This window comes from Ectothiorhodosinus mongolicus (assembly GCF_022406875.1).
Taxonomy (GTDB): domain Bacteria; phylum Pseudomonadota; class Gammaproteobacteria; order Ectothiorhodospirales; family Ectothiorhodospiraceae; genus Ectothiorhodospira; species Ectothiorhodospira mongolica.
Map to the genome: position 1 here is coordinate 158,106 of NZ_CP023018.1, position 25,374 is coordinate 183,479.

Annotated in this window: 23 protein-coding genes; 6 read left to right on the plus strand and 17 right to left on the minus strand. The window is 57.3% G+C overall.

Features of this window, described 5'->3' with window-relative positions; translation table 11 throughout:
• Window positions 1–80 precede the first annotated feature (80 nt).
• Together mutS and fdxA are read left to right on the plus strand one after the other, a co-directional pair.
• Window positions 81–2,672 carry a DNA mismatch repair protein MutS gene (gene mutS / locus CKX93_RS00555; protein ID WP_234982765.1) on the plus strand — a complete coding sequence of 864 codons (2,592 nt, stop codon included), beginning with the start codon at window positions 81–83 and terminating at the stop codon, window positions 2,670–2,672.
• Window positions 2,673–2,753: 81 nt separating this feature from the next.
• Complete coding sequence (gene fdxA, locus CKX93_RS00560) at window positions 2,754–3,077, plus strand: ferredoxin FdxA (protein ID WP_076754314.1); 324 nt, start codon at window positions 2,754–2,756, stop codon at window positions 3,075–3,077.
• 41 nt (window positions 3,078–3,118) lie between these two features.
• Here the strand turns inward: fdxA and ispF are convergent, their stop codons facing one another.
• The 10 genes from ispF to CKX93_RS00610 form a co-directional block, all read right to left on the minus strand.
• Window positions 3,119–3,616, minus strand: a complete 498-nt coding sequence (ispF, locus tag CKX93_RS00565; RefSeq protein ID WP_143339900.1) for a 2-C-methyl-D-erythritol 2,4-cyclodiphosphate synthase — start codon at window positions 3,614–3,616, stop codon at window positions 3,119–3,121.
• On the minus strand, window positions 3,613–4,317 hold the full coding sequence (gene ispD, locus CKX93_RS00570) for a 2-C-methyl-D-erythritol 4-phosphate cytidylyltransferase (RefSeq protein WP_076754316.1): 705 nt from the start codon (window positions 4,315–4,317) through the stop codon (window positions 3,613–3,615). Before ispD ends, ispF begins: the two co-directional genes overlap by 4 nt.
• Window positions 4,317–4,604: a cell division protein FtsB gene (gene ftsB / locus CKX93_RS00575; RefSeq protein ID WP_076754318.1), complete on the minus strand. Its 288-nt coding sequence runs from the start codon at window positions 4,602–4,604 to the stop codon at window positions 4,317–4,319. Before ftsB ends, ispD begins: the two co-directional genes overlap by 1 nt.
• A gap of 23 nt (window positions 4,605–4,627) precedes the next feature.
• Entirely contained in the window at window positions 4,628–5,905 is a 1,278-nt protein-coding gene (gene eno / locus CKX93_RS00580) for a phosphopyruvate hydratase (RefSeq protein ID WP_076754319.1), read from the minus strand.
• Between the two features lie 34 nt (window positions 5,906–5,939).
• Complete coding sequence (gene kdsA, locus CKX93_RS00585) at window positions 5,940–6,788, minus strand: 3-deoxy-8-phosphooctulonate synthase (protein WP_076754320.1); 849 nt, start codon at window positions 6,786–6,788, stop codon at window positions 5,940–5,942.
• A complete protein-coding gene (locus CKX93_RS00590) occupies window positions 6,788–8,443 on the minus strand; it encodes a CTP synthase (RefSeq protein WP_076754322.1) in 1,656 nt (551 codons plus the stop codon). Before CKX93_RS00590 ends, kdsA begins: the two co-directional genes overlap by 1 nt.
• Before the next feature lie 94 nt (window positions 8,444–8,537).
• A complete protein-coding gene (locus tag CKX93_RS00595) occupies window positions 8,538–9,260 on the minus strand; it encodes a TonB family protein (protein ID WP_076754324.1) in 723 nt (240 codons plus the stop codon).
• Window positions 9,257–9,682 carry an ExbD/TolR family protein gene (locus CKX93_RS00600; protein ID WP_076754326.1) on the minus strand — a complete coding sequence of 142 codons (426 nt, stop codon included), beginning with the start codon at window positions 9,680–9,682 and terminating at the stop codon, window positions 9,257–9,259. The genes CKX93_RS00595 and CKX93_RS00600 overlap by 4 nt, the downstream gene beginning before the upstream one ends.
• Window positions 9,679–10,071 (minus strand): ExbD/TolR family protein, encoded by a 393-nt coding sequence (locus CKX93_RS00605; RefSeq protein ID WP_076754328.1) that lies wholly within the window; start codon window positions 10,069–10,071, stop codon window positions 9,679–9,681. The genes CKX93_RS00600 and CKX93_RS00605 overlap by 4 nt, the downstream gene beginning before the upstream one ends.
• 3 nt (window positions 10,072–10,074) lie before the next feature.
• The gene (locus CKX93_RS00610; protein WP_076754330.1) at window positions 10,075–10,719 is read right to left on the minus strand and encodes a MotA/TolQ/ExbB proton channel family protein; all 645 of its coding nucleotides are present in this window, start codon (window positions 10,717–10,719) and stop codon (window positions 10,075–10,077) included.
• Window positions 10,720–10,908: 189 nt separating this feature from the next.
• Here CKX93_RS00610 and metK point away from each other — a divergent pair, with 189 nt between their 5' ends.
• The 3 genes from metK to pdxH are packed head-to-tail and all read left to right on the plus strand — an operon-like array spanning window position 10,909 to window position 14,235.
• Window positions 10,909–12,066 carry a methionine adenosyltransferase gene (metK, locus tag CKX93_RS00615; protein ID WP_076754332.1) on the plus strand — a complete coding sequence of 386 codons (1,158 nt, stop codon included), beginning with the start codon at window positions 10,909–10,911 and terminating at the stop codon, window positions 12,064–12,066.
• A gap of 14 nt (window positions 12,067–12,080) precedes the next feature.
• Window positions 12,081–13,574, plus strand: coding sequence for a phytoene desaturase family protein (locus CKX93_RS00620; protein WP_076754334.1), 1,494 nt, complete (start codon window positions 12,081–12,083; stop codon window positions 13,572–13,574).
• 22 nt (window positions 13,575–13,596) lie between these two features.
• Window positions 13,597–14,235, plus strand: coding sequence for a pyridoxamine 5'-phosphate oxidase (gene pdxH, locus CKX93_RS00625; RefSeq protein WP_076754336.1), 639 nt, complete (start codon window positions 13,597–13,599; stop codon window positions 14,233–14,235).
• Window positions 14,236–14,257: 22 nt separating this feature from the next.
• Here the strand turns inward: pdxH and CKX93_RS00630 are convergent, their stop codons facing one another.
• From CKX93_RS00630 to CKX93_RS00640, 3 genes are read right to left on the minus strand one after another with little or no spacing between them, the layout of a single operon-like run.
• Window positions 14,258–15,541, minus strand: a complete 1,284-nt coding sequence (locus tag CKX93_RS00630) for a vWA domain-containing protein (protein ID WP_200799799.1) — start codon at window positions 15,539–15,541, stop codon at window positions 14,258–14,260.
• Between the two features lie 4 nt (window positions 15,542–15,545).
• Entirely contained in the window at window positions 15,546–16,640 is a 1,095-nt protein-coding gene (locus tag CKX93_RS00635) for an AAA family ATPase (RefSeq protein WP_076754340.1), read from the minus strand.
• The gene (locus CKX93_RS00640) at window positions 16,630–17,616 is read right to left on the minus strand and encodes a hypothetical protein (protein ID WP_076754342.1); all 987 of its coding nucleotides are present in this window, start codon (window positions 17,614–17,616) and stop codon (window positions 16,630–16,632) included. Before CKX93_RS00640 ends, CKX93_RS00635 begins: the two co-directional genes overlap by 11 nt.
• Window positions 17,617–17,752: 136 nt before the next feature.
• On the opposite strand from CKX93_RS00640, the gene zapE reads away from it, so the two are divergent.
• On the plus strand, window positions 17,753–18,817 hold the full coding sequence (gene zapE / locus CKX93_RS00645) for a cell division protein ZapE (RefSeq protein WP_076754344.1): 1,065 nt from the start codon (window positions 17,753–17,755) through the stop codon (window positions 18,815–18,817).
• A 47-nt stretch (window positions 18,818–18,864) separates the two neighbouring features.
• On the opposite strand, the gene tilS is transcribed toward zapE, so the two are convergent.
• Genes tilS through rnhB form a run of 4 tightly spaced genes read right to left on the minus strand, consistent with a single transcriptional unit; the run spans window position 18,865 to window position 25,291 of the window.
• Entirely contained in the window at window positions 18,865–20,151 is a 1,287-nt protein-coding gene (gene tilS / locus CKX93_RS00650) for a tRNA lysidine(34) synthetase TilS (protein ID WP_076754345.1), read from the minus strand.
• An 8-nt stretch (window positions 20,152–20,159) separates the two neighbouring features.
• A complete protein-coding gene (locus CKX93_RS00655) occupies window positions 20,160–21,116 on the minus strand; it encodes an acetyl-CoA carboxylase carboxyltransferase subunit alpha (RefSeq protein ID WP_076754347.1) in 957 nt (318 codons plus the stop codon).
• 54 nt (window positions 21,117–21,170) lie between these two features.
• On the minus strand, window positions 21,171–24,689 hold the full coding sequence (dnaE, locus tag CKX93_RS00660) for a DNA polymerase III subunit alpha (protein WP_076754349.1): 3,519 nt from the start codon (window positions 24,687–24,689) through the stop codon (window positions 21,171–21,173).
• Entirely contained in the window at window positions 24,689–25,291 is a 603-nt protein-coding gene (gene rnhB / locus CKX93_RS00665; protein WP_234982767.1) for a ribonuclease HII, read from the minus strand. The genes dnaE and rnhB overlap by 1 nt, the downstream gene beginning before the upstream one ends.
• Window positions 25,292–25,374 lie beyond the last annotated feature (83 nt).

Sequence of the window (25,374 nt, forward strand, 5' to 3'; positions counted from 1 at the left end):
TGCCTCCCTCAATACACATTGACGTGATATTAACGATAACATTAGACCCTTCAATCTGCGTCCTGATATAACAACGCCCCATGGATCTTGCCTCCCACACGCCGATGATGCAGCAGTTCTTGCGCATCAAGGCCGAGCACCCCGATGTGCTGCTGTTCTACCGCATGGGTGACTTCTACGAGCTGTTTTATGAGGATGCCACACGCGCCGCGCGCCTGTTGGATATCACCCTCACACATCGCGGCCAATCGGCGGGGAAAGCCATTCCCATGGCCGGCGTTCCTGTGCATGCCGCGGAGAATTACCTGGGGCGTCTGATGCGCCTCGGCGAGTCGGTGGCCATCTGCGAACAAATCGGCGACCCAGCCACCAGCAAAGGGCCCGTCGAGCGCCAAGTAGTGCGCATTGTTACGCCGGGGACAGTGACTGATGAAGCGCTTTTGGATGAGCGCCGCGACAATCTTTTGGTCAGCGTCTATGCCGACCCGGCTGGGCTGCACTATGGTTTAGCGGCTTTGGACCTGGCCTCGGGGCGGTTTTTTATCGAGCAACTCGGTGGCAGTGAGGCCCTACTGGCGGAGCTTGCGCGCCTGCAACCCGCCGAATATCTGCAATCTGAGGATCAGCAGATTCCGGGCCACGAACATCCGGCCCTGAAGCGACGCCTGCCCTGGCATTATGAGCTGACGGCGGCGCGTGAGCTGCTGTGCCGGCAATTTGGCGTTCATGATTTGGCCGGTTTTGGTGCGCAAGATTTGCCGCTGGCCGTGTCGGCTGCCGGCGCCCTGCTGTTGTATGCTCAAGAGACGCAAAAATCTACGCTGCCGCATATCGATGGCCTTCAGGTGCGCCGCTTGGAATCAGGCATCACGCTGGATGCCGCCACCCGCCGTAATCTAGAGCTCACCCGCAATCTCGCCGGTGGCCAAGATCACACTCTATATGCGGTATTGGACCAAACGCGCTCGGCTATGGGTTCGCGTCTGCTGGCACGTTGGCTACACGAACCTCTGCGTGACAAAGCCATGATCAGCGCCCGCCATGACGCGGTTGCAACGGTTATTGCCCAAGCCGCTGCTGCCGGCCTGCAGACATTGCTTGCTGGCATTGCCGATATCGAGCGCATTCTCACCCGTATTGCCCTGGGCTCAGCCAGACCCCGAGATCTGGCGGCGCTGCGCGATACCTTGGGCGCCTTACCGGCGCTGCGCAATCAACTCGACCCCCTGCAAGCCGATCGCTGGCGGGCTCTTGCCGAGGACTTGAGCGCCAATCCAGTGAGTTTTGAGCTGCTGACTCGCGCCGTTATCGGCCAACCCCCGGTGTTGATTCGTGATGGCGGTGTGATCGCCGAAGGCTATGATGCCGAGCTCGATGAACTGCGCCAACTATCGCAAAATGCCGATCAATTTTTACTCGATTTAGAGCAGCGCGAGCGCGAGCGCACCGGGATTCATAATCTCAAGGTTGCTTATAACCGCGTACATGGCTATTACATCGAGATTGGCCGCCAACATGCCGATAGCGTGCCGCAGGACTATCAGCGCCGCCAGACTCTTAAAGGCGCTGAGCGATACATCACGCCTGAGCTTAAAAGCTTTGAGGACAAAGTGCTGTCGGCACGCGAGCGGGCTTTGGCGCGGGAGAAACAGCTTTATGAAGACCTGCTACAGGGCCTGCAACCCGAACTGCCGGCTTTGCGGCAAACGGCCATGGCCCTGGCTGAGATTGATGTGTTGGTGAATTTTGCTGAACGTGCCGAGGCGCTCAATTACACCCGGCCACTACTCGTTCACCAGCCGGGCATCGAGCTGTTGGAAGCACGGCATCCAGTGGTGGAGCGGGTTTTGGATGAACCCTTCGTGCCCAATGATCTGCGCCTGAATGATGAACGCCGCATGCTGATCGTTACCGGCCCGAACATGGGCGGCAAATCGACCTATATGCGCCAAGCCGCTCTGGTGGTATTGATGGCGCACATCGGCAGCTATGTTCCTGCGCGCCAGGCACACATCGGCCCGATTGATCGGATTTTTACGCGGGTTGGCGCCAGCGATGATCTGGCCTCTGGGCGATCGACTTTCATGGTGGAGATGACCGAGGCCGCGCATATCCTGCATCACGCCACGGAAAACAGCCTGGTATTAATGGATGAGATCGGACGCGGTACCAGTACCTTTGACGGCCTATCCCTGGCCATGGCCTGCGCCGAATACCTTGCCAAGACCAATCGGGCTTTGTGTTTGTTTGCCACCCATTATTTCGAGCTCACCAGTCTGCCAGAGGCGTTACCCGCCGTGGTGAATGTGCATATTGATGCCGTGGAACATGGCGAACAACTGGTGTTCTTACACGCCGTCAAAGAAGGCCCGGCTAACCAAAGCTATGGGCTGCATGTGGCAGCTCTGGCGGGCGTACCCCGCGCGGTGATTCGTCGTGCCCGTCAGCATCTGCAACACTTGGAGGCCAAAGCCTTTGGCCCGGCAGGATCCAGCCAAGCGCCGACGCCGCAATTGGGCTTATTTGATAGTCCGCCTGCCCTCGATGCTGAACTGCAAGCCGAGCTGGAACGTTGGGAGCGACTGCGCCCCCTCATCGATGAGTTCGATCCCGATCAAATGACACCGCGTCAAGCGCTGGAGCTATGGTATCAGCTCAAGGCCTTGTGCTAACCGGGGTTATTGTCGAAATTTCCGGCGCGTATCTATATTATTCCGGATTGATTGCCACGCCAGATTCAATGGAGATGGGCTATGACCTTTGTCGTGCTGGAAAACTGTATTCGCTGTAAGTTCACCGATTGTGTGGAAGTCTGTCCTGTTGACTGCTTCCATGAGGGCCCCAATTTTTTGGTGATCGACCCGGATGAGTGCATCGATTGCTCGTTATGCGAGCCTGAATGTCCAGCGAATGCGATTGTTCCGGAAGACGAAGTACCCGAGGGTCAAGAGCACATGATCGACCTGAATGCCGAGCTTTCGCCGCAGTGGCCGGTCATCACCCGCAAGAAAGATCCCCTGCCCGACGCCGATGACTGGAACGGTAAGCCCGACAAACTGCAGTACCTCGACAAATAATGCAAAAAGGGGACCAAAAAAGGGGACGGATTTATTTTTTGTTAAAAAAATAAATCCGTCCCCTTTTTTGTTATTAAGACCACGGCGTGGGCGGCGATGCCTTCTTCGCGGCCAGCAAAGCCCAGGCGTTCGGTGGTGGTGGCTTTGACGTTGACCCGCTCGACGGGGATCTCGCAATCTTTCGCTAAGTGCGCGCGCATCTGCGGGATGTGCGGCCCCATTTTTGGCGCCTGAGCGATAATCGTGGCATCGATATTGCCGATCTCAAAACCTTGGCTTTTGATTAACGCCACAACCTGACACAGCAGGATCCGGCTATCGACACCCTCGTAGGCGGGATCTGTGTCTGGGAAATGCTGACCGATATCACCCAAGGCCGCTGCGCCCAAAATCGCATCAGTGACCGCATGCGCGAGCACGTCTCCATCCGAATGAGCCTTGAAAGCACGGTCATGCGGCACACGCACTCCGGCCAAAACCAAGTGATTCCCCTCGGTAAAGGCATGCACATCATAGCCATGACCAATACGCAGATTCATTGCTTCGATCTCCAATAAAACTCCGCCAACTCAAGATCTTCCGGCCGGGTAATTTTGATATTACGCGCGCTGCCTGCAACCAACTTGGGCGCATAGCCCGCTCGCTCCATCGCACCGGCCTCATCTGTGACCAAAGCCCCGCCGGCAATGGCCGAGCTCAAGGCTTGATGCAGCATACCTAGACGAAACATCTGCGGCGTCAGCGCCCGCCAAACACCGGTGCGATCCAGCGTCTGCGCAATCTGCCCCGCGCCGTCATCCCGTTTCAGAGTATCCCCAACGGGCGAGGCCAGGATGCCGCCCACCGCATCATCGCTCAGCGCCTCGATCAATCGGTCTAGATCGGTTTGCGACAGACACGGACGGGCGGCATCATGCACCAACACCCAATCCTGCTCCTGGGCGCCTGAGGCCAGCAAAACTTCTAAGGCATGACACACGGAATGGCAACGCTCTGCGCCACCTGGCGCTATCAGTAAAGGCTTGGACGCTCGGATATCTAACTCAGCAAACCAAGGATCATGCGGCTGTAGCGCCAAGGCCACACCAGCAATCGCCGAATGCATCAAAAACGGCTGCACACTACGTTCTAGAACGGCTTTGCCGGCCAAAGTCAAATACTGCTTAGGGCGATCGGCCTGCATGCGCTGACCCACACCGGCGGCCGGAATCACCGCCCAATAACGACTTTCAGTGGCCATCAGGGCTCCTGACGCGGCTGGGTGACAATATGGAAAAAGGTCTCACCCTCACCCACCATGCCCATTTCCAAGCGCGCACGCTCCTCAATGGCATCCAAACCGGTTTTCAGATCATCCACCTCAGCTTGTAGCGCCTGATTACGTAGGCGCAACAGCTCATTGCTGGCCTCTTGCTCGGTTACCGCAACGCGTAGCTGCAAGACCTCGGGGATACTGCCCTCACCAAACCAAAGCTTGGCCTGCAAACCCAGCACCACCAAAGCCAAACCGATCAGGACCAGTCGCATGCTCAGAGTCTAGCAAAAACGCCCTAAAGGTTCTTAAAAGCCGCCCGACCCGCATAACGCGCCGCATGACCCAGCGCTTCTTCAATGCGAATCAGCTGGTTGTACTTAGCGACGCGATCCGAACGCGACAACGAGCCGGTCTTGATCTGACCGGCGCCAGTGGCCACCGACAAATCAGCGATAGTGACATCCTCGGTTTCACCCGAGCGATGCGAGATCACGGCAGCAAATCCCGCCTCTTGGGCCATTTTGATCGCCTCTAGCGTCTCGGTCATGGTGCCAATCTGATTGAGCTTGATGAGAATGGCATTACCAATCCCCTCATCAATGCCCCGGCGCAGAATCTCGGTATTGGTGACAAACAAATCATCACCCACCAGCTGCACCTGTGCACCCAATCGCTCGGTTAACTGCTTCCAGCCCGCCCAGTCGCTCTCATCCATGCCATCCTCGATGGTGATGATGGGGTACTGTTCGACCCAATGTGCCAGATAATCCACCATCTGCGCCGCATCCAAAGACTTACCTTCGGAGGCGAGTTCATAACGGCCTTCTTTGAAAAACTCAGATGCCGCGCAATCCAATCCCAAATAAATATCTTTACCCGGCACAAAGCCCGCCTGATGAATGGCCTCCAAGATGGCCTCAATGGCTGCCTCATTGGAAGGTAGATCTGGGGCAAAACCCCCTTCGTCCCCCACCGCCGTGGATAATCCGCGCCCAGACAATACTTTTTTCAGGGCATGGAACACTTCCGCCCCATAGCGAATGGCCTCGGCCACACTGCTGGCACCCACCGGCAAAATCATGAATTCCTGCATGTCGACGCTGTTATCGGCATGCGCACCACCGTTGATGATGTTCATCATCGGCACGGGCAGCATATGCGCCTCAGGCCCACCCAAATAGTGATACAGCGGCACACCCTCATCATCGGCATTGGCATGCGCTAAGGCCATGGAAACGGCCAGCAAGGCATTAGCACCCAACCGACCTTTGTTCTCACTGCCATCCAAATCACGCATGCGCTGATCAACTACCGCTAAGTCGGTGGCTTTCATGCCCAGCAACGTCTCGCGGATCTCGCCATTAATATGCGCCACGGCCGTTTGCACGCCCTTCCCACAATAGCGACTGCCCCCATCGCGTAGCTCCAAAGCCTCGCGCGATCCGGTGGATGCGCCTGAAGGCACGGCGGCGCGCCCCATAGCACCCGTGGTGAGACGCACATCTGCCTCGACGGTGGGATTGCCGCGCGAGTCGACGATTTCGCGGGCCCTGATATCTGCAATCTCAGTCATCGGTTGTTTCGCCTATCATAATTAACCAATTTAATTAAACTTCAGCCCTAAGATATTGATCTTCAGGATATTCATTCTGCTTAACCACTGAATCCAACTCCATCAAAATCTGCAAGAGCTCACGCATTTTCCCCAATGGCCAAGCATTAGGCCCATCGGATAAGGCACGATCGGGATCCGGATGGGATTCCATAAATAAACCTGCGACACCCGACGCGATGGCCGCGCGCGCCAGTACAGGCACAAATTCACGTTGACCTCCGGATGCCGTGCCCTGCCCCCCGGGCTGTTGCACGGAATGCGTGGCGTCAAACACCACGGGACAACCCGTCTGACGCATCACCGCCAATCCGCGCATATCCGAGATCAAGGTGTTGTAACCAAATGACACACCCCGCTCACAAACCATGATCTGCTCATTGCCTGTGGCACGGGCTTTTTCAACAACATTGGCCATATCCCAGGGCGCGAGGAATTGCCCCTTTTTGATATTTACCGGCACACCGGCCTGCGCCACACGCTGAATAAAGTTGGTTTGACGACACAAGAAGGCCGGCGTTTGCAGCACATCCACCACATCCGCGACTTCATCAATGGGCGTGTCCTCATGAACATCGGTTAAAATCGGCACATCCAGCTGCGCCCTAACCTTGGCCAAGATCTCTAAGCCCGCTGCCATGCCCGGCCCACGGTAACTACTGGCCGATGAGCGGTTGGCTTTATCAAACGAAGATTTATAGATAAACGGAATCCCCAGATCCCCGGTCATCGTCTTTAAGGCCGTTGCGGTCTCAAAGGCCATTGCCTCGCTCTCAATCACGCAAGGCCCGGCGATCAGGAAAAACGGCAGGTCATTGCCAACGGTAAAATCACACAAGTTCATCAGGCTTGACTCAAGGTTTGGCGCTTATCGTGATGCACACGAGCGGCGCGGATAAATCCGGAAAACAAGGGATGTCCATCGCGCGGTGTCGAGGTGAATTCCGGATGGAACTGACAGGCCACAAACCAGGGGTGGTCGCGCAACTCCACCATCTCCACCAAGCTGTCATCCATGGATTTGGCCGAGATCACCAGACCCGTCTGCTCCAAGCGTTCTAAAAACTGATTATTGAATTCATACCGATGGCGATGTCGCTCAGAAACGATCTCTTCGGCGTAGGTCTCGCGAGCCAGCGTACCCGATTGCAACCGCGCCTGTTGCGCTCCCAAGCGCATGGTTCCGCCGAGATCATCATCGGCACTGCGTTGCTCGATTTGCCCATCGGCTCCCTGCCACTCGGTAATCAGGGCAATCACTGGATGGGGCGTATCACCTTGAAATTCCGTGCTGTGCGCGCCAGTTAGCCCCGCCACATGACGCGCATATTCAATGACCGCCACCTGCATGCCCAAACAAATGCCTAGATACGGCACGCGCTTCTCACGTGCATAGCGCACGGCATTGATTTTCCCTTCCACGCCGCGTGAACCAAAACCGCCGGGCACCAAGATGGCATCCACCGCCGCCAAGGCCTTCTGCGCTTCCTCATCACCAGTTTCCAGCTTCTCGGAATCGATATATTCAATATTCACCTTAGTGCTCGTGTGAATGCCGGCGTGGGTCAACGCTTCATTGAGCGACTTGTAGGACTCCGTCAGCTCCACGTACTTACCCACCATGCCGATGCTGATCTCAGCTTCTGGAAACTCCATGGCATTCACCACTTCCCGCCACTCCTTGAGATCCGCTGCTGGGGCCTCTACGGACAGTTTCCGGAGCACAATCTCATCAAGCTTTTGGGAATGCAGCCAAAGCGGAATTTTGTAGATGTTGTCGACATCTATCGCCGAGATCACTGCTTTTTCCTCGACGTTTGTGAACAAAGCAATCTTGCGCCGCTCCGCCTCGGGCAAGGTTTGATTCGAGCGGCACAGCAAGATGTCAGGCTGAATGCCGATGGAGCGCAATTCTTTCACCGAATGCTGCGTGGGTTTGGTTTTAATCTCACCCGCTGCCGAGATATAAGGCACGAGCGTAAGATGCACAAACAGTGCATGTTCCCGCCCCAGCTCCACACCCATTTGTCGGATCGCCTCCAAAAATGGCAGCGACTCGATATCACCCACCGTACCGCCAATCTCTACCAGCGAGATATCCGCGCCTTCCGAACCCTCACGGATACTGCGTTTGATCTCATCGGTGATGTGCGGGATGACCTGCACCGTGCCGCCCAGGTAATCGCCGCGGCGTTCCTTGCGGATCACATTTTCGTAGATTTGTCCGGTAGTGAAATTGTTGCGCCGCGCCGTGCGCAGGCGCACAAAACGTTCGTAATGCCCCAAATCCAAATCGGTCTCAGCCCCATCATCGGTGACGAAGACCTCGCCATGCTGGAATGGACTCATGGTTCCAGGATCCACATTAATGTAGGGATCCAGCTTCATCATGGTAACTTTCAGTCCGCGCGCCTCGAGAATCGAACCCAGTGAGGCAGCAGCAATACCCTTGCCCAGGGAGGAGACCACACCCCCCGTAATAAATATAAAACGCGTCATGAAAGTGGTTAACCCGAAGTGATGACGCTAGCGCGCCAGATGGCACGATAGATTAACAGAATGCCCCCCCGCGCCTCAATCATAGCGACATGCCTCACATCAGTGAAAAAGCGATGGGCACGACGACTTCGAAGCGATCGCCAGACAAGTGTGAAGGCATAGGAGGCAACGGAGAAGCGCGTTGCAACAGCTCCTCAACCTCGTCATCGAGAAGGCGATGCCCAGAACTTTGATCAATACGCGTTGCCAGTACTTCACCTTGTCGGCTCACGGTAAAAAACACCATGACAACGCCGGATTGTCGCCGCAGCAATGCTTGACGCGGGTACTGTTTATGTCGATCTAGCCAAGCCTGAATCGTTCGGGTGTAATCTTCGCGGGCCTGCAGATCACCACCCCTATCCAGGGCCTGACCGCCCTCAACTTCTGGCACGAATTGCGTCGGTGGCGTCACAGGCTGTGGCGGCGGAGGCTGCACCACCGGCTCCGGTTCCGGTTCCGGTTCCGGCTCGGGTTCCGGCTCGGGTTCAGGCTCGGGTTCCGGCTCGGGTTCAGGCTCGGGTTCCGGCTCGGGTTCAGGCTCGGGTTCAGGCTCCGGTTCCGGCTCGGGTTCCGGCTCCGGCTCGGGCTCCGGTTCAGGCTCCGGCATAGCCTCGACCGCCGGTGCCAAATCAATCACGATGCCGCCAGCACCCTCATCAATCGCGCCAGCTGCGGTGGTCGGCGGCATGCGATACCACCACACCAACACCACAATATGCAGCGCTAATGCCACCCCTGCGGCAATGGCCCAATGACGCGCCGTGATGCGCCTCATAGCCCATTCCCAACCACAGCCAATAGAGTGATGCGTTGAATTCCAGCATCCCGCAAATGGTCCATCAGCATCAGTAGCTGCTCGGTCGTGACTGAGGCATCTGCTTTAATGTGCACACGAAGAGCGTCAGTCTCACCACCCAGCGCTGTGATGCGCGTGCGCACGGCCTCGGTCAGGGAATCCAGCGGCACTATCGTCTCATCGAGGGCGGTCTGCCCCTGAGCGTCCAGCAAAACCAAAATATCGCGTTCATCCGAGGCTTGAGTCACCACCGAATCAGGCGGATCCACATTCAGTATATTCTGCGCCTCGAGAACGCCGGCCACCATGAAGAAAATCAGCAGCAAGAACACAATGTTGATCAATGGGATCATCTGGTTATCGTCGTGGCGAGCGGTGACTGCTTCAGAGAGACGAATCATCGCGCCAACCTCATTGAGCCCGGGCTCGCCAGACGCACCGCATCGACGACATTCACCAGCATTTGCAGATCCACCGCAGGATCGGGTTTTACTAGAACGTGCAGTTCTGGCTCATCCGCCACCCGCGAGCTGAGCTCAGCACCCAAGACTGACCGCTCAGTCAGGACATTATCAACAAAAATCTGGCCTTCGGCATCGATACGCACATTGAGCACAACTACCTCCGAGACAGGGGCAGCGGACTGCGCGGGAACGCTTAAAGGCAAAGCCGTCCAATCCAAAAAGCTGGTGGCCAGCATAAAAAATACCAACAGGATAAACACCACATCAATCAGCGGCGTCAGGCTGATCATGGCGCGACCCTTAGGTTTAGGGGCTTCCAGCTGCATGCTTTAGCGCGCCGCCTGGGTAAACACTCGCGTCAAAGAATCCTGTAAATGGTGGCGAAATCCGTCCACCCAACGCTCGAGGCCATTGAGCACCGCCACAACAGGAATGGCTACCGCCAAACCCACAGCCGTGGTGGTCAAAGCCACCCAAATCCCCCCCGATAGGATCGAGGGATCGACGCGCGCGCCAGCCGACTCCAATTGTTGGAAAGCCGCAATCATCCCCAAAACCGTTCCCAGCAATCCGAGTAACGGGGACAGCGTGCCGATCACCTCCAGGGTACGAAATTGGGAACGCAGCGACTGTAAAACCTCAGAAGCCTGGCGCATCACTTCTTCGCGTAACACAGGCTCGGGTAGCTGCGCCTTTACTTGTCCATTTATCGCATGACTGATGACGCCAGCAGCGGGATTTTTTACATCCGCCAGGCCTTGCAAAGCCGCTTGGCTATCACCGCTTTGCCACAGCATCATGGCTTCATCAATGGCCGCATGATCGTGAATTTTCAGGCGCATGAACTGCGCTATCTTCAGCAAAATCACGGTCAGCGCCAGCACCGACATGAGCATCAAAACCACAACAACCGGGCCGCCCAAGTTAATCAGACCAAACAAACCCTGTATCCAACCCCCAGATCCCTGGTCCATCAAGCACTCCTTAAATCATTACAACGCATTGCGAGAAGCCGAGAGTGTAACCAACCTTTCGCAGAAATCACATTTTCTTGATACCGGACCTACCCGGACCTCACTGCTTCGGGTATCTTTGCCGGTTGGAAACCATTGGGGGGTGTCACTTGAGGCGCCCGATAAGAAACAAAGGGGAGCGCCGCGCTCATGAGTAAGAACTACTTATTTACCTCCGAATCTGTGTCTGAGGGACACCCAGACAAACTCTGCGACCAGGTCTCTGATGCGATTCTGGATGCTTATCTGGCGGCGGATCCCAAAGCACGTGTGGCAGCAGAGACCGTCACCAAGACCGGCATGGTGCTGGTCGCCGGCGAAGTAAAATCCACGGCGCAGATCAACCTCGAAGAACTGGTGCGCGAGGTCGTGTTGGATATCGGGTACAACCACTCTGACACGGGTTTTGATGGACATACCTGCGCGGTGCTCAATGCTCTGGGCGCGCAATCCATGGATATCAATCAGGGCGTCGATCGTTCCCGACCTGAGGATCAAGGCGCTGGCGATCAGGGCCTGATGTTTGGTTTTGCCTGCAATGAGACCGAGACATTGATGCCTGCACCCATTGACTTCGCGCATCGTTTGATGCGCCGCCAGGCCGAAGTGCGCAAAAACGGCACCCTACCCTGGCTGCGTCCCGATGCCAAAAGCCAAGTCACCTTCCACTATGAAGGCAGCACGCCAGTGGCCATTGATGCGGTGGTGATCTCTACCCAGCACGGCCCGGATGTCTCTGATAAAGAGCTTCACGAAGGCGTGATGGAAACCATCATCAAGCCGGTTTTAGGCGAGCGCTGGCTGCATAAAAATACGCGTTTTCATATTAACCCCACGGGCAAGTTCATTGTCGGTGGACCGCTGGGAGACTGCGGTCTGACCGGGCGCAAGATCATCGTCGATACCTACGGCGGCATGGCACGGCATGGCGGTGGTGCCTTTTCTGGCAAGGACCCCTCCAAGGTCGACCGTTCGGCCGCTTATGCCTGCCGCTATGTCGCTAAGAACATCGTTGCCGCGGGGCTGGCGGATCGCTGCGAAGTTCAGGTGTCTTACGCCATTGGTGTGGCCGAGCCCACCTCGATCAGTGTCGAGACCTTCGGCACCGGCAAGATCGATGAAGCCCGTCTGACCGAGCTGGTGCGCAAGCACTTTGACCTGCGTCCCTACGGCATTCTCACCATGCTGGATCTCGAGCGGCCCATCTACCGCCCAACCGCCGCTTACGGCCATTTCGGTCGTGAGGACTTGGGCGTGAGTTGGGAGCGCACCGACCGCGCTGAGGCGTTAAAAGTCGCCGCTGGGTAAGCATCCCCACCTCAATGATAAATAGCACTGCCTCTTCGCAACGCGCCGTCATTATCGGTGCTGGTTTTGCTGGGCTGGCGGCCGCAGCCACCTTGGCGCAGGCCGGAATGCGGGTCACGGTGCTGGAAAAGCATGACATCCCAGGAGGTCGCGCGCGGCAATTCTCGGCGGAAGGTTTCACCTTTGACATGGGGCCAAGCTGGTATTGGATGCCGGATGTCATGGAGGATTTTTTTGCCGGTTTTGGTCGCCGCTGCGCCGATTATTTTTCCCTAGAGCGACTTGACCCTTCCTATCGGATCTTATTTGGGCCTGACGATGTGGTGGATTTGCCCGCGCGCGTGCCCGATGCCATGGCTTTGTTCGAGTCGATTGAACCGGGCGCCGGAGCCGCTTTGGCGCGTTTTTTGGATGAGGCCAAGATCAAATATGAGGTGGGTATTGGCGAATTTGCGGGCAAACCCTGTTTGTCGTTTATGGAGTTTGCCGATCCTCGCCTACTGAAATACCTCTCATCCATGCATCTGCTCCGATCCTATCGCAGTCATGTATCCCGGTTTTTCAAGCACCCGCGACTGCATCGCCTGCTGGAGTTTCCCATCCTCTTTTTAGGGGGTACGGGCAAGAGCACGCCAGCCCTCTACAGCATGATGAATTATGGTGACTTGGTCTTGGGTACCTGGTATCCCAAGGGCGGCATGTTTGAGTTGGTCAAAGCCATGCACCAACTGGCCGAGGAAATGGGTGCTGAGTTTATGTTCGATACCGAGGTGACCAGCATTCACACTCAGGGGCGCCAAGTAACGGGGGTTGAGGCTGATGGCCAGCATTTTCCCGCGGACTTTGTCCTAGGCGCCGGAGATTATCACCATATCGAACAAGAACTGCTGCCAGCCCAATCCAGGCAGTACAGCGCGCGTTATTGGCAAAACCGAGTCATGTCACCCTCGGCGCTGATTTTCTACCTGGGTATCGACAGACCTCTGCCGGGGCTATTGCACCACACGCTCTTGTTTGATGCCGACTTTGAGGCCCACGCAGCGCAGATCTATGAACAACCCGCCTGGCCAACTCATCCAGCGCTGTACTTGAACGTCACCTCAAAAACCGACCCCAGTACTGCCCCCGAGGGTATGGAAAACTTGATGGTGCTGATTCCTGTGGCCACAGGTCTTGAGGACACGGAGGCGACCCGGGCACATTACCAACGACTGGCGCTTGAGCGTATCAGTCGCATGGTGGACTTTGATGTGGCGCCACATGTCATTTATGCGCGCAGCTATGCGCATAAGGACTTTGTCGGTGATTACCACGCCTTCGGCGGCAACGCGTATGGTCTGGCGAATATCCTCAAACAAACGGCCTTATTAAAACCTCGCCTGAAAAGTCGGCGCCTAGACAACCTATACTATGCCGGTCAGCTGACAGTTCCCGGCCCGGGCGTGCCGCCTACCATCCTGTCAGGCCGCAGTGCGGCGCGGGAAATCATCAAACGAGCTAACCGTTAAAAACATCATATGGATGACATGTATGGCCCAAATTGACCACCGCCAGACGCGGCGCAGCTATACCCGCGGAGCCTTGGACCGCAGTGACCTCAGCCCTGATCCTTTGCTGCAACTCGGGCGCTGGCTGGATGATGCGGCTGATCAACCCGATGCCACGGCGATGATTCTCGCCACCGCTGATGCGCAGGCCAGGCCTTCCGCACGGGCGGTGCTGCTTAAGCATGTTGATGCGAAAGGTCTTTGCTGGTATTCCAATGATATCAGCCAAAAAGGCGAAGAACTTAAAGTGAATCCTTATGCTTCTTTGTTGTTTTTTTGGGCACCGCTTGAGCGCCAGATTCGGGTGCAAGGCCAAGTGGAAAAGCTCTCAGCGGCCGAGGCCGATGAATACTTTGCCAGCCGACCACTGGGCAGCCAGCAGGCCGCGGTGGCCTCGCTGCAAAGTCACCCGGTGGAAAGCCGAGAGGCATTAGAACAGCGCCTTGCTGAGGTCGAAGCGCGCTACCCTGCCCCGCCTATCCCACGTCCCGAGAGCTGGATTGGTTATCGTCTGGTTCCCGAGCGTTTTGAGTTCTGGCAAGGGCGGGAAAACCGTCTGCATGATCGACTGGTTTACACCCCGTTGGGAGACGGCTGGGAAATACAGCGGCTGATGCCCTGAACCAAGTGAGCGCTCAGACCAACTAATCGATCAGCGGTAGGGTTTCTCCGAAAGGCGGCTTGGTTTTGGCAAACTGCGGGGAAAGCAACCAAAGCACTGGGCAGCCGGGTTGATAGTCGGCTGGACCTTGAAGATCAGTGAGTACCAAACACATATCCGGGCCGTGACGCTCAGCTTCGATCAACAGGGGCGAAAAATCCGTGCCGCCGCCTCCCTCAAACACGATATCTTCTAAACGTCGCCGACCCAACTCCAAAGTCTCGACTGCGCGCACATGATCATCGCCAATGATCAAGGTGAGACTGGCCTCGGTACGCCGCACAATGGCTTCAACCTCAGTCGCAAAACGTGCCAATAAGGCCTCGTCAATGGACCCAGAAACATCGACGATCAGCGCCAAGCGTGGCACCTTGCGAGCACTAACCCGGCCTGGCTCCCAAGGCAGCCGCCGCCCGCCTGCGGTACGTCCCTGGTTGGCTAACCAAGACCGTGCCGGCCGAGACCATGAGGTTTCTGGCAAGCGCGCCAGGCCCCGGGCCACCCGCGTACGCAGGATGTGTTCCCACGGCGTACGCAGCCGCGGCATATCCGCCAATAACGCCCGCAGCATGGAGAACTCGCCATCACCGGCATGGGCGCGCACCATGCGCTCGCGCCACTCGCGCGTATGATCGGCCTTATCCTCCGCCGCCTCAGACTCCTCCGCCGGCAAGAGATCCGCGAGAATCCCCGCACCCGAACGCCGCAGGCGATCAGCCAGATACCCATCCTCCTGAAATGGGGTACGACCCCACTTATCCACAGGGGTCGTACCCCGTTTGGGGGTGGGGGTCGTACCCCGTTGGGTGAAGCGGCGGTAGAGGCTTTCGACGTCCCATTGCAGCAGCGAGGATTCGGGGCTCTCGCGGATGTGTAGGTGTTCCTCGAGCAGCGCCTCGAGGAACACAGAGCCGGCGGGTAGCTGAAGCCAGGGCAGGTGGCTCAGGCTGCTATTGATGATGGCATCGGCACAGATGTTGTAGAGCTGCAGGTCGACCTCACCGATCAGGCGGCGCAGCTCTTCCAGGCGCTGGCTGTGACGCAAAGCCACATGCAGAACCTGATGCGCGACCAAGCCCACCTGCTCTTCCAGTGGTCGCTGTGCGAATAAGGGGCCGTAAAAGACGCTGTTACCGTCATTGGCGATAATCGCCACCTCGGGGCGGTCATCGACATCATGGTGCTGCATCCACAAAGCCAGTCCTCCGGTTGATGGTGCATACTCCACCATCACTTGGATGGCACGGGTGCCTCGGTGGCCGCTCAATGGCTTAGGCCTCGCGTGCCGCCATATAGTTTTGATAGGCAGCGCTGCCCAAAATACTGTTTTCCAGGCCCTGAGCCAGACCGCGCTGCAACAATAGTTCCATGGTCAAGGTCTGAGCTTCTCGCACAGGCAACGCCGCCTCACCCTGCATCTCCGGGAATTGCTCGACAATCGCCAAAGCGCGCTGCATCCGCGACTCATCGGTCACTGCCGCTACCAAACCATAAATCATGCCATAGAGCGCATCTAAGCTGCGTGGCAGCAGAGCACGGGTCTCATCGCCAGGCTGCGCCGCCAATAGCTGCGTCACATCCACCCCCGCCTGAATTTCGGCTAAGACACCAAACAATTCAGCGGCATTGGCCGCCCCAATACGCCCCTGAACAAACAGGCGTTTGACGCGATCTTCCAGCGGGCTTTTCAGTACCTTAGAGACATCTTCCCAGCCCCGCGGACTGGCGCCCACCAAATGGTCTCGCGCCAGCTGCGTCTGCGTGTCATCCAAGCGATCAGCGCGCACCCGCAGATAAGCCATTACCTCGGGCGCCAGATCATGCTCGAGCGCATACTGCAAAAACGCCTCAATCGCGGACTGCACATTGAAATGAAACATGCGATCGGCCAGCGCCGTACCCATGTCATGGCTGACGGCGCCATGAAACCGTGCATTACCCGCCGCCACCACCATCCAGCCATCGGGCAGGCGGTAATGCCCCACACGACGATCGAGAATCAACGAATACGCCGAAATCTGCAGCCGCTGATCCGCCGCCGTCAACTCGTCCAAGAATAAGATCCCTTCAGGCTGGTCCGCCTCCGGCAAGAACTCCGGCGGGAACCAGACGGTGCGCTCTTGCTGCTCATCGGCATATATCGCACCGCGAATATCCACCGGCTCAATCGTGGTTAGGCGCAGATCAATCACCGGCGCCCCATAATGTTCGGCTACCTGCGCCACCACTGAGGACTTACCCACGCCGCGCGTACCCCACAGCATGGTGGCTCTATGGCGCAGTGCTGGATCGGCATATTGCGCAATCAACGCCTCTTTTACCGAGGCAATCGACACTGCTGGGATATTCATCGGATCAGCCTGCATGCGTCTTCTCCATGGCGCCCTGCCAATGCGCCGCCGTCAACGGTTTAGGCCTAGGCGGTATCTCAAAGCGCGGCACTTCCCACGACCAAACCAAAAACGTCAGCACCAACAAAACCGGTGGGATATTGTTCACCCACATCGGCACTTGATCGGGCTCACCGACATCAAAAGCCCACAGCATCAGTGCCATGCCCAGCAAAATCAATAAACCGAGCTGCAACCACAGACTGCGCCACCAAAATACCCGCCAGCGTTGCCAGAAAAACTGGCGATGAAACCCCTCGGGATGCATCCCCTCCAAGACCGCCTGCAAGTGCGCCACCCCTTCCAGAAACAGCGCCTCAGCCCGTTCGGATCGCAAGGGCTGGCGTTGTGGCAGCTTCAGACTGCCTTTCCAAGCCGTGCTAAAGCGCTGCAAGGGCCGCCAGGCATGCCCCAAAACACTCAGCAAATCATCCGGCAAGTCCACATCGCCCTCGGCATGATGGCTAATTAGCACCGGCGAGGAAGCGCCCAAACTACTACCCGCCTCCAAAGTAAACTCGCGCCCGGCAATGGTGGTTTGCGCCAACACCAAAATCCGCTGCCAAGCCACTTCGGCACCAGGGCGGGCGCGGTTTTGCAGACGATAGGAAAACCGCACATCGGCGCCAGACTGATGATGATAATGCATACTCGGGTCGCATTGCTCCAGCCCCTCATACACCTGCGCCGCTTCCCGACCCCGCACCTCAAGCGTTGCCTCATGGCCATCGGCGAAACATAAGTGACGCCAGAGTATGAATTCCTTAGGCGCGGGGTTGTGCAAACTGAGTTTTTGGATATGCGCAGGAAGCCCGGGCACTGCTGGGACCTCCAAGCTTTCAAAGCGAATAATGCGCTTGGCCCGATCCGATGCCGCCAAATCCACCCGCTGACCATCGCGGGCAAAAACCGCAACCAAAGTCAGCATTTCATGGTGGGTAAGCGGCTTCACAGCGGCAGAAAGCTCATAGGTGTTGTAAAGCGTTGTTATGCATCACCCTAATTTAACCAGCCACGCTCGCAGTGACCAGCCTTAGCTCGATAAGCTGTGCTATGCTGCGCTGCACCTAAATCCTGCGTTTGTGTTTATGGTTGCCAGCGAAATCCAATTTGACCCAGCCCAAGAGCGCGCCTTGACGAGCTTGAGCAGTTTGGCCCAGCGCCTGCAACAACCGGCCGAGCCTGCCAACAACGGCTTGTTAGCGCGACTTCGCGGACGGGCAGCACAAAAACCCAACGTGCGGGGTTTGTATCTCTGGGGGCCAGTAGGCCGTGGCAAGACCCTGCTGATGGACCGCTTCTATGAGGACCTAGCGGACATTCCAAAGCGCCGCCTGCATTTTCATCGCTTTATGCAGCAAGTGCATGCCGATCTCGCAAAGCGCAAAGCCATGCAAGACCCCTTAGCGGATATCGCCCAGCAATGGGCCGATGAAGTGCGCCTGCTGTGCTTGGATGAATTTTTCGTCGCCGACATCACCGATGCCATGCTGCTTTATCGCCTTTTGGAGGCGCTCACTGAGGCGGGCGTGACTTTAGTCACCACTTCCAACGTACCGCCGGATGAGCTCTACCGCGATGGGCTGCAGCGGGCCAGATTTTTGCCAGCGATTGAGCTGTTAAAACAGCACTTAGAAGTCGTTGAAATCGATGGCGGCACGGATTATCGCCTGCGCCATTTGGATCATGCGCCGGTTTATCAAGTACCCGCCGATGCATCGGCCCATGCGGCCTTGCTGGCTTCTTTTGAGGCATTAGCGCCCTGCACCGGTCGCGAAGACGTCTTGATAAACATCAACGAGCGTGAGCTGCCGGTCAAACGCCTCAGTGATGGCGTGGTTTGGTTTGATTTTGCGGTGTTATGCCAAAGTGCGCGCAGCGCCGCTGATTATGTGGAAATCGCCCGCGAGTTTCATACCGTGTTGCTCTCGGATATTCCCCTGTTGCCGTTAGAGCAGGACAGCGCTGCCCGGCGGCTAATCACCCTAGTGGATGAGTTTTATGATCGGCGCGTGAAGCTGATGATCTCTGCTGCCGCGCCCGCTGAGCAGCTTTATCAAGGGCATAAACTTAAGTTCGAGTTTGAACGCTGCATCAGTCGCTTGTTGGAGATGCGCTCGCAGAGCTATCTGGCCGAGCCCCATCTGCCCTGAGCTTTGCCAGTGCCAGCGGGCGCCCTCAGACATGCGCGATAGAGGCGCTACCCGGCCGCTGACTCGCAGCGCCAAAATCCCCACACAATCACCAACTCATCACCTTGATATAAAAGCGGGATACGATCCCGCTCCCACGGCGGCACACCGGCCTCTTGCAGCAATTTTTTCAAACTGTGGGTCTGACCCCGCAGCCGGCAGCGCTCACCGCCCTGTCGCAGGCGCACCGTAAAAGGCTGCTGTAGCGCCTCAGGCGCGACCCCATAGCGCTGACGCAGCACCTCAGGCTCCAATCTCACCGCCAAGGGCTCAATCCAAATGGGGTCGTACCCCATCCATTGCCATTGGCTGGTGGGATCTAGCGGACCCAAGGGTTTTAAGGCGTGGATGCGCTGGCGGTAGACGCGCAGTTCGGCGCTGGGCCAAGCGCAGAGGATTTGCGCATCGGCGGCGGCGCTGCGCAATTGCGACAAGAACTCTCGCAGGCGGGCCTGATTGGGCAAAGGCAGACCGCGCTCGCGCAGCCAGCCGCGCACGGCATTACGCTGGCGCTCAGAAGGCAAGCGCAGCAAGGCCGCTGCATCCAGGGTCCCATCCACCTCGGTACTCAAGTCTTCCACATCCTCACGAGCGCGCTCGGCCAAAAGGCTTTCGGCTTCGGCCTGCAACCCCGAAGCACGGCATAGGGTGGCATCCACCCCCGGCCACCGCTGGCGCAGCATTGGCATCACCTGATGACGCAAAAAATTGCGATCCGCCCGCGCCACAGCGTTGCTCTCATCCTCGACCCAATGCAATTTATGCTGCGCAGCATAAGCGGCGATATCTGCCTCGCTCAAATCCAAAAAAGGTCGCCCATGCCACCCACCGCCAAACGGTTGAAAACGCGGCATCGAGGCCAGCCCCGCAGGTCCTGCGCCGCGCAGCAATTGCAGCAATAGTGTTTCAGCCTGATCGCGCGCGTGGTGGGCTGTTAGCAACAGTCCACCCGCCGGTAAGGCCTCTGCTAAGGCAGCATAACGCAGCGCCCGCGCCTTGGCCTCTAAGCTCTCGCCCGTATCCGGACGCGCGTCGACCTGAAGCAAGCGTAATGGCACGCCCCAGTCATGACATTGCTGCGCGCAATGCTGCGCCCAAGCATCGGCTTGAGCACTTAAGCCATGGTGGACATGTACCGCAGTGAGCGGGGGAAGAGATGACGTGGCTGAGTGCTCAGAGCAAAGCAGATGCAGGGCATGCAGCAAAACACTGGAATCCCGTCCGCCACTGTAGGCGACCACCCAGGCGGTCGCGGGCGGACCTTGTTTTAAGGTTGCTGCGATTGTGTGCAGCACATCCAGACCTAGCCCTTGAACTGTCCGTAACCCATCAGGCGTTGGTAACGACGTTCCAGCAATGCATCCATATCCTGTTCCTGCAGGCGCGACAAGGCCGCCAACAGGCTTTGCTTTAAGGTCTCAGCCATCATATCCGGATCACGATGCGCACCGCCCAGGGGCTCGGGCACAATTTCGTCAATCAACTTGAGCTCTTTGAGTTTGCTGGAGGAAATACCCATGGCCTCAGCCGCATCGGCGGCTTTTTCGGCGCTTTTCCATAGGATGGAGGCGCAGCCCTCAGGGGAGATCACCGAATAAGTACTGTATTGCAGCATTTGTACATGATCACCGACGCCAATGGCCAAAGCACCACCAGAGCCACCCTCACCCACCACAGTACAAATAATGGGTGTGCGCAGCTGTGACATTTCCAATAAATTGCGAGCAATGGCCTCGCTCTGCCCGCGCTCCTCGGCACCGACACCGGGATACGCACCCGGGGTATCGATGAACGTCACCACCGGCAGCCCAAAACGCTCCGCCGTGCGCATCAAGCGCAAGGCCTTGCGATAGCCTTCAGGACGCGGCATACCGAAATTGCGCAGAATCTTTTCCTTGGTATCTCGGCCTTTCTGATGGCCAATAATCATCACCGGCTGATCATCAATCCACGCCGGGCCGCCGACAATCGCCGCATCATCGGCATAGGCGCGATCGCCGTGCATCTCCTCAAAGCCGCTGCACAAGCGCTCGATATAGTCATGCGTGTAAGGACGCTGCGGATGCCTGGATAGCTGTGAGACCTGCCAGGTGGTGAGCTTGCTGAATATGGAGCGGGTCAAACCCTCGCACTTCGTTTCCAGCTTAGCGATTTCGTCCTCGATACTGATCTCACCGGCATCACCCACGGTGCGCAGTTGTTCGATCTTCGCTTCCAGCTCAGCAATCGGTTGTTCAAACTCTAAAAAATCTGGATTCATGCAAGCGCCTAGTGTTACGTCGAGCAAGTGCGGCATTGTACACGGGCAAAACCCTTAGCGGTAATGCACGCGTACATCCGTCACCCCCTCAAGATTTTGCAGCTGACGCAGCAAGGCTTCATGCGGCTTAACCTGCCAATCCGGGGCCAAGCGCAGCACCGCTGCCGCCTGCTGGTTTTTATAGTGAATATAGACCGCGCAGTCACCTCGGCGAAAAGCATCCAACTGACCGCGCAGTACCGGCATCAAACCGGGATCCGAGCGCCCATTGAGGTGAATCTCTAGGCGCTTGGCATACGCCTCACGCGCTTGATCCAAATCCAGCACTTGGCGCGCTCGCAGCCGCAGACCGCCACTGAAATGATCGATCCCCGCCTGCCCCTCAACAATCAACAAACGATCCTTACTCACCAAATGCTGATAGCGCTGCGCCTCATCGCCAAATAGAGCCACTTCAATGCGGCCACTGCGATCATCCAAGGTCACAAACAGCATGCGCCCGCCATTTTGTGTGCCGCGGCTGCGCACCTCAGCCACAAGGCCGGCAATCAGCACCGTCTGCTCTTTAGAGCGCCGCCCCCCGCCAGCGCCCATTCGTGCCATCTCCGCCTCACTGCCCACCTCACTCAATAAATCGGCGATGCGCTTACCCGTTAACTGAATCAGTTCCCCCTCATAGCGCAAAATGGGGTGACCGGTCAGATACAAACCCAGCGTCTCTTTCTCGGCCTGCAGGCGCGACTCTTCATCCCACTCCGGCACTTCCGCTAGCAGCTCGATAACGCTCTCCTGGGTAGCCGCGCCGCCAAACAAGTCCTCCTGCCCCTGAGCTTGGTCACGGGCATGTTGCTCAGCTCGAGAGATCGCTTGTGGTAGGCGCTGCATGAGCGTGGCGCGATTAGGACCGATGGAATCCAAAGCACCCGCTCGGATCAAGGCCTCAAAAGTGCGCCGATTGAGCTTTTGGCCGTCCATGCGCAAACACAAATCCTCCAGACTGGCAAAAGCACCGGCTGCCTCACGGGCATCAATCAGCGCCTGGATCACCGACTCCCCGACGCCTTTAATCGCACCTAACCCATAGATAATGGTGTTCTCACGCACAGTGAAGCGAAAAGCCGAGACATTGATATCCGGCGGCCGCACTTCCAGCTCCATCGAGCGGCACTCATCAATCAAATTGACGATCTTATCGGTCTGATCCATATCTGCCGACAGCACAGCGGCCATGAACTCGGCGGGATAATGGCATTTAAGCCAAGCGGTTTGATAAGACAACAAGGCATAAGCCGCCGAGTGCGACTTGTTGAATCCATAGCCAGCGAATTTCTCCATGAGATCGAAGATGTGCGTGGCAATGCCCGAGTCGACGCCGCGCTGCAAAGCGCCACTAATGAAGATCTCGCGCTGCTTGGCCATCTCCTCGGGCTTTTTCTTGCCCATGGCGCGGCGCAACAGGTCCGCCCCGCCCAAGGTGTAACCCGCCAGCACCTGAGCAATCTGCATCACCTGTTCTTGATACAAAATCACCCCATAAGTGGGCTTTAAAATCGGCTCAAGCTCAGGATGCGGATATTCCACCTTGGCGCGGCCGTGTTTGCGGTTGATGAAATCATCCACCATGCCCGACTGCAGCGGACCGGGGCGGTACAAAGCCACCAAGGCAATAATTTCTTCAAAGCTGTCGGGCTGCAGACGTTTGATCAAATCCTTCATGCCGCGCGATTCCAGCTGGAAAACCGCCGTTGTTTCATGGCGCTTTAATAAGGCATAGGTCTCGGGATGATCTAAGGCGATGTCTTCGATCAATATCGGCTCTTGACCTTGGCGTTGGCGCGAGGCGTTGACGCTTTGCACCGCCCAATCAATGATGGTCAGCGTGCGCAAGCCCAAAAAGTCAAACTTCACTAAGCCGATGGCTTCCACATCGTCTTTATCAAAATGGGTCACCACACCCTGCCCACCGGGCTCACAAAACAGCGGCGAGAAGTCGGTCAGCTGGGTGGGGGCAATCACCACGCCACCGGCGTGTTTGCCGGCATTACGCGCCAAGCCCTCGAGCTTTTTCGCCAAGTCCATCAGCTGGCGCACCTCTTCATCATTGTCATAGGCCTCGCGTAGCTGCTGCTCCTGCTCCATGGCCTTATCCAAAGTGATGCCGATTTCGGTGGGGATCCACTTGGCAATGCGATCACCAAAGCCAAACCCTAAGCCCAGCACCCGCGTCACATCGCGCACCACAGCGCGCGCCGCCATGCTACCGTAGGTAATGATCTGCGAAACGCGCTCACGCCCATAGCGACTGGCCACGTAATCAATCACCCGGTCACGGCCCTCCATACAAAAATCGATATCAAAATCGGGCATGGACACACGCTCAGGGTTCAAAAAACGCTCGAATAAGAGCTCGTAGCGGATGGGGTCCAAATCAGTGATCCCCAGGGCATAAGCCACCAAGGATCCCGCTCCGGAACCGCGCCCCGGACCCACTGGCACGCCGTTCTCCCGAGCCCAGCGAATAAAGTCGGCAACAATCAGAAAATATCCAGGAAAGCCCATCTGACAAATCACATCCAGCTCACGCTTTAGGCGCTCCCGATAAAACTGGCGTTGCTGCTCGGGCTCGGTCTCGGACACGACGATGCCACGCGCAAAGCGCGCATCCAGGCCCGCCTGCGACTGAGCACGCAGATACTCATCAACGCTTTGCTGAGCAGGCACGGGGAAATCTGGCAAATAGTTTTCCCCCAAGCTAATGGGCAGGCTGCAGCGCCGCGCGATCTCCACGGTGTTCTCAATCGCTTCGGGAATATCGGCAAACAGCTCGGCCATCTCTTGGGCGCTGCGCAGATATTGCTGTGGGCTATATAGCTTGGGACGACGCGGATCATCCAGCACGCGCCCGTCATGGATACACACCCGCGCCTCATGCGCCTCAAAATCCTCCGAGGTCAAAAAACGCACATCATTAGTCGCCACTACCGGCAAATCCTGTGAAGACGCCAATGCCACTGCAGCCTCAATATAGCGCGCTTCATCATCCCGCCCGGTGCGTGTGAGTTCTAAGTAAAAGCGCTGCGGGAAGATGGCTTGCCAGTGCTGCGCCCATTCTTGCGCTAACTCGGGTTGAGCCGACAGCAAGCCGCGCCCGATCTCGCCGTCTCGCCCGGCCGAAAGGGCAATCAAGCCGTCACAGGCCTCGCGGGTCAGCCACTCACGCGCTAGGATCGGCTCGCCACTTTGCTGGCCTTCCTGATAAGCGCGGCTGATTAACCGACAAAGGTTGGCGTACCCCTGCGTGCCCTGACACAGCAATACCAAACGCGTGGGCGCTTCCGAGGTCGTGGGGTGGGCCAGCAAAATATCGGCACCGATAATGGGCTTGATTCCCGCCGCCGTGGCGGTTTTGTAGAACTTCACCATGGCAAACAAGTTGCAATGATCGGTGATTGCGCAAGCCGGCATGGCTTTTTGCCGCAGCGACTCCACCAATGGTTTCAGCCGCACCACGCTATCCACCAGCGAAAATTCGCTGTGCACCCGCAAATGAACAAAGCTTGGTTGATCGCTCATCAAGAATCTGCTGCTAAAAGACGCTGTACGGGGGCAAAACTTCGGCGATGCACAGGACTTACCCCTCGCTCTGCCAAAGCTGCCAAATGCCTGGCGGTAGGATACCCCTTATGGACCGCAAATCCATATCCCGGAAATTGCTGATCCAACGCCAACATCAAGCGATCGCGAGTCACCTTGGCAATAATGGAGGCGGCGCTGATGGCCGGCAACAAAGCATCGCCACGCACCAAAGCCTGCACTGGACAGGCCAACTTAGGTGTCCTATGTCCATCCACCACCGCTAGACTGGGAACGTCACTCAGCGCTTCGACTGCCCGCTGCATGGCCAGCAGACTGGCCTGAAGAATATTCACCGCATCGATCTCAGCCGGTGTGCACATACCCACCGCCAGATCGAGAGCCTCATTAGACACGGCATCAAAAAGCTGTTCGCGGCGCCTGGCGCTGAGTTTTTTGGAGTCGTTCAGGCCGGCAATGGGTCGTTTGGGGTCGAGTATCACGGCCGCGGCCACCACCGGCCCCGCCAAAGGACCGCGTCCCGCCTCATCGACCCCGGCCAGGCCCGGCAAATGCAAAAGGCTTAAGAGTTCTGCATCCACACAAGACCTTCACAATCCCGTAAACTAAGCAATGAAAAGCTTAGCATAGGCGCACACCCAAAACTGGGTTCCATGACGCCGAA

Coding starts and splice junctions, on each gene's coding strand:
- fdxA (WP_076754314.1), top strand. CDS start 2,754: ATGACCTTTGTCGTGCTGGAAAACTGTATTCGCTGTAAGTTCACCGAT.
- CKX93_RS00605 (WP_076754328.1), bottom strand. CDS start 10,071: ATGCAGCTGGAAGCCCCTAAACCTAAGGGTCGCGCCATGATCAGCCTG.
- eno (WP_076754319.1), bottom strand. CDS start 5,905: ATGACTGAGATTGCAGATATCAGGGCCCGCGAAATCGTCGACTCGCGC.
- CKX93_RS00620 (WP_076754334.1), top strand. CDS start 12,081: ATGATAAATAGCACTGCCTCTTCGCAACGCGCCGTCATTATCGGTGCT.
- zapE (WP_076754344.1), top strand. CDS start 17,753: ATGGTTGCCAGCGAAATCCAATTTGACCCAGCCCAAGAGCGCGCCTTG.
- ispD (WP_076754316.1), bottom strand. CDS start 4,317: ATGGCCACTGAAAGTCGTTATTGGGCGGTGATTCCGGCCGCCGGTGTG.
- CKX93_RS00635 (WP_076754340.1), bottom strand. CDS start 16,640: ATGCAGGCTGATCCGATGAATATCCCAGCAGTGTCGATTGCCTCGGTA.
- ftsB (WP_076754318.1), bottom strand. CDS start 4,604: ATGCGACTGGTCCTGATCGGTTTGGCTTTGGTGGTGCTGGGTTTGCAG.
- CKX93_RS00610 (WP_076754330.1), bottom strand. CDS start 10,719: ATGGACCAGGGATCTGGGGGTTGGATACAGGGTTTGTTTGGTCTGATT.
- metK (WP_076754332.1), top strand. CDS start 10,909: ATGAGTAAGAACTACTTATTTACCTCCGAATCTGTGTCTGAGGGACAC.
- ispF (WP_143339900.1), bottom strand. CDS start 3,616: ATGAATCTGCGTATTGGTCATGGCTATGATGTGCATGCCTTTACCGAG.
- CKX93_RS00600 (WP_076754326.1), bottom strand. CDS start 9,682: ATGATTCGTCTCTCTGAAGCAGTCACCGCTCGCCACGACGATAACCAG.
- pdxH (WP_076754336.1), top strand. CDS start 13,597: ATGGCCCAAATTGACCACCGCCAGACGCGGCGCAGCTATACCCGCGGA.
- mutS (WP_234982765.1), top strand. CDS start 81: ATGGATCTTGCCTCCCACACGCCGATGATGCAGCAGTTCTTGCGCATC.
- CKX93_RS00655 (WP_076754347.1), bottom strand. CDS start 21,116: ATGAATCCAGATTTTTTAGAGTTTGAACAACCGATTGCTGAGCTGGAA.
- CKX93_RS00595 (WP_076754324.1), bottom strand. CDS start 9,260: ATGAGGCGCATCACGGCGCGTCATTGGGCCATTGCCGCAGGGGTGGCA.
- kdsA (WP_076754320.1), bottom strand. CDS start 6,788: ATGAACTTGTGTGATTTTACCGTTGGCAATGACCTGCCGTTTTTCCTG.
- dnaE (WP_076754349.1), bottom strand. CDS start 24,689: ATGAGCGATCAACCAAGCTTTGTTCATTTGCGGGTGCACAGCGAATTT.
- CKX93_RS00590 (WP_076754322.1), bottom strand. CDS start 8,443: ATGACGCGTTTTATATTTATTACGGGGGGTGTGGTCTCCTCCCTGGGC.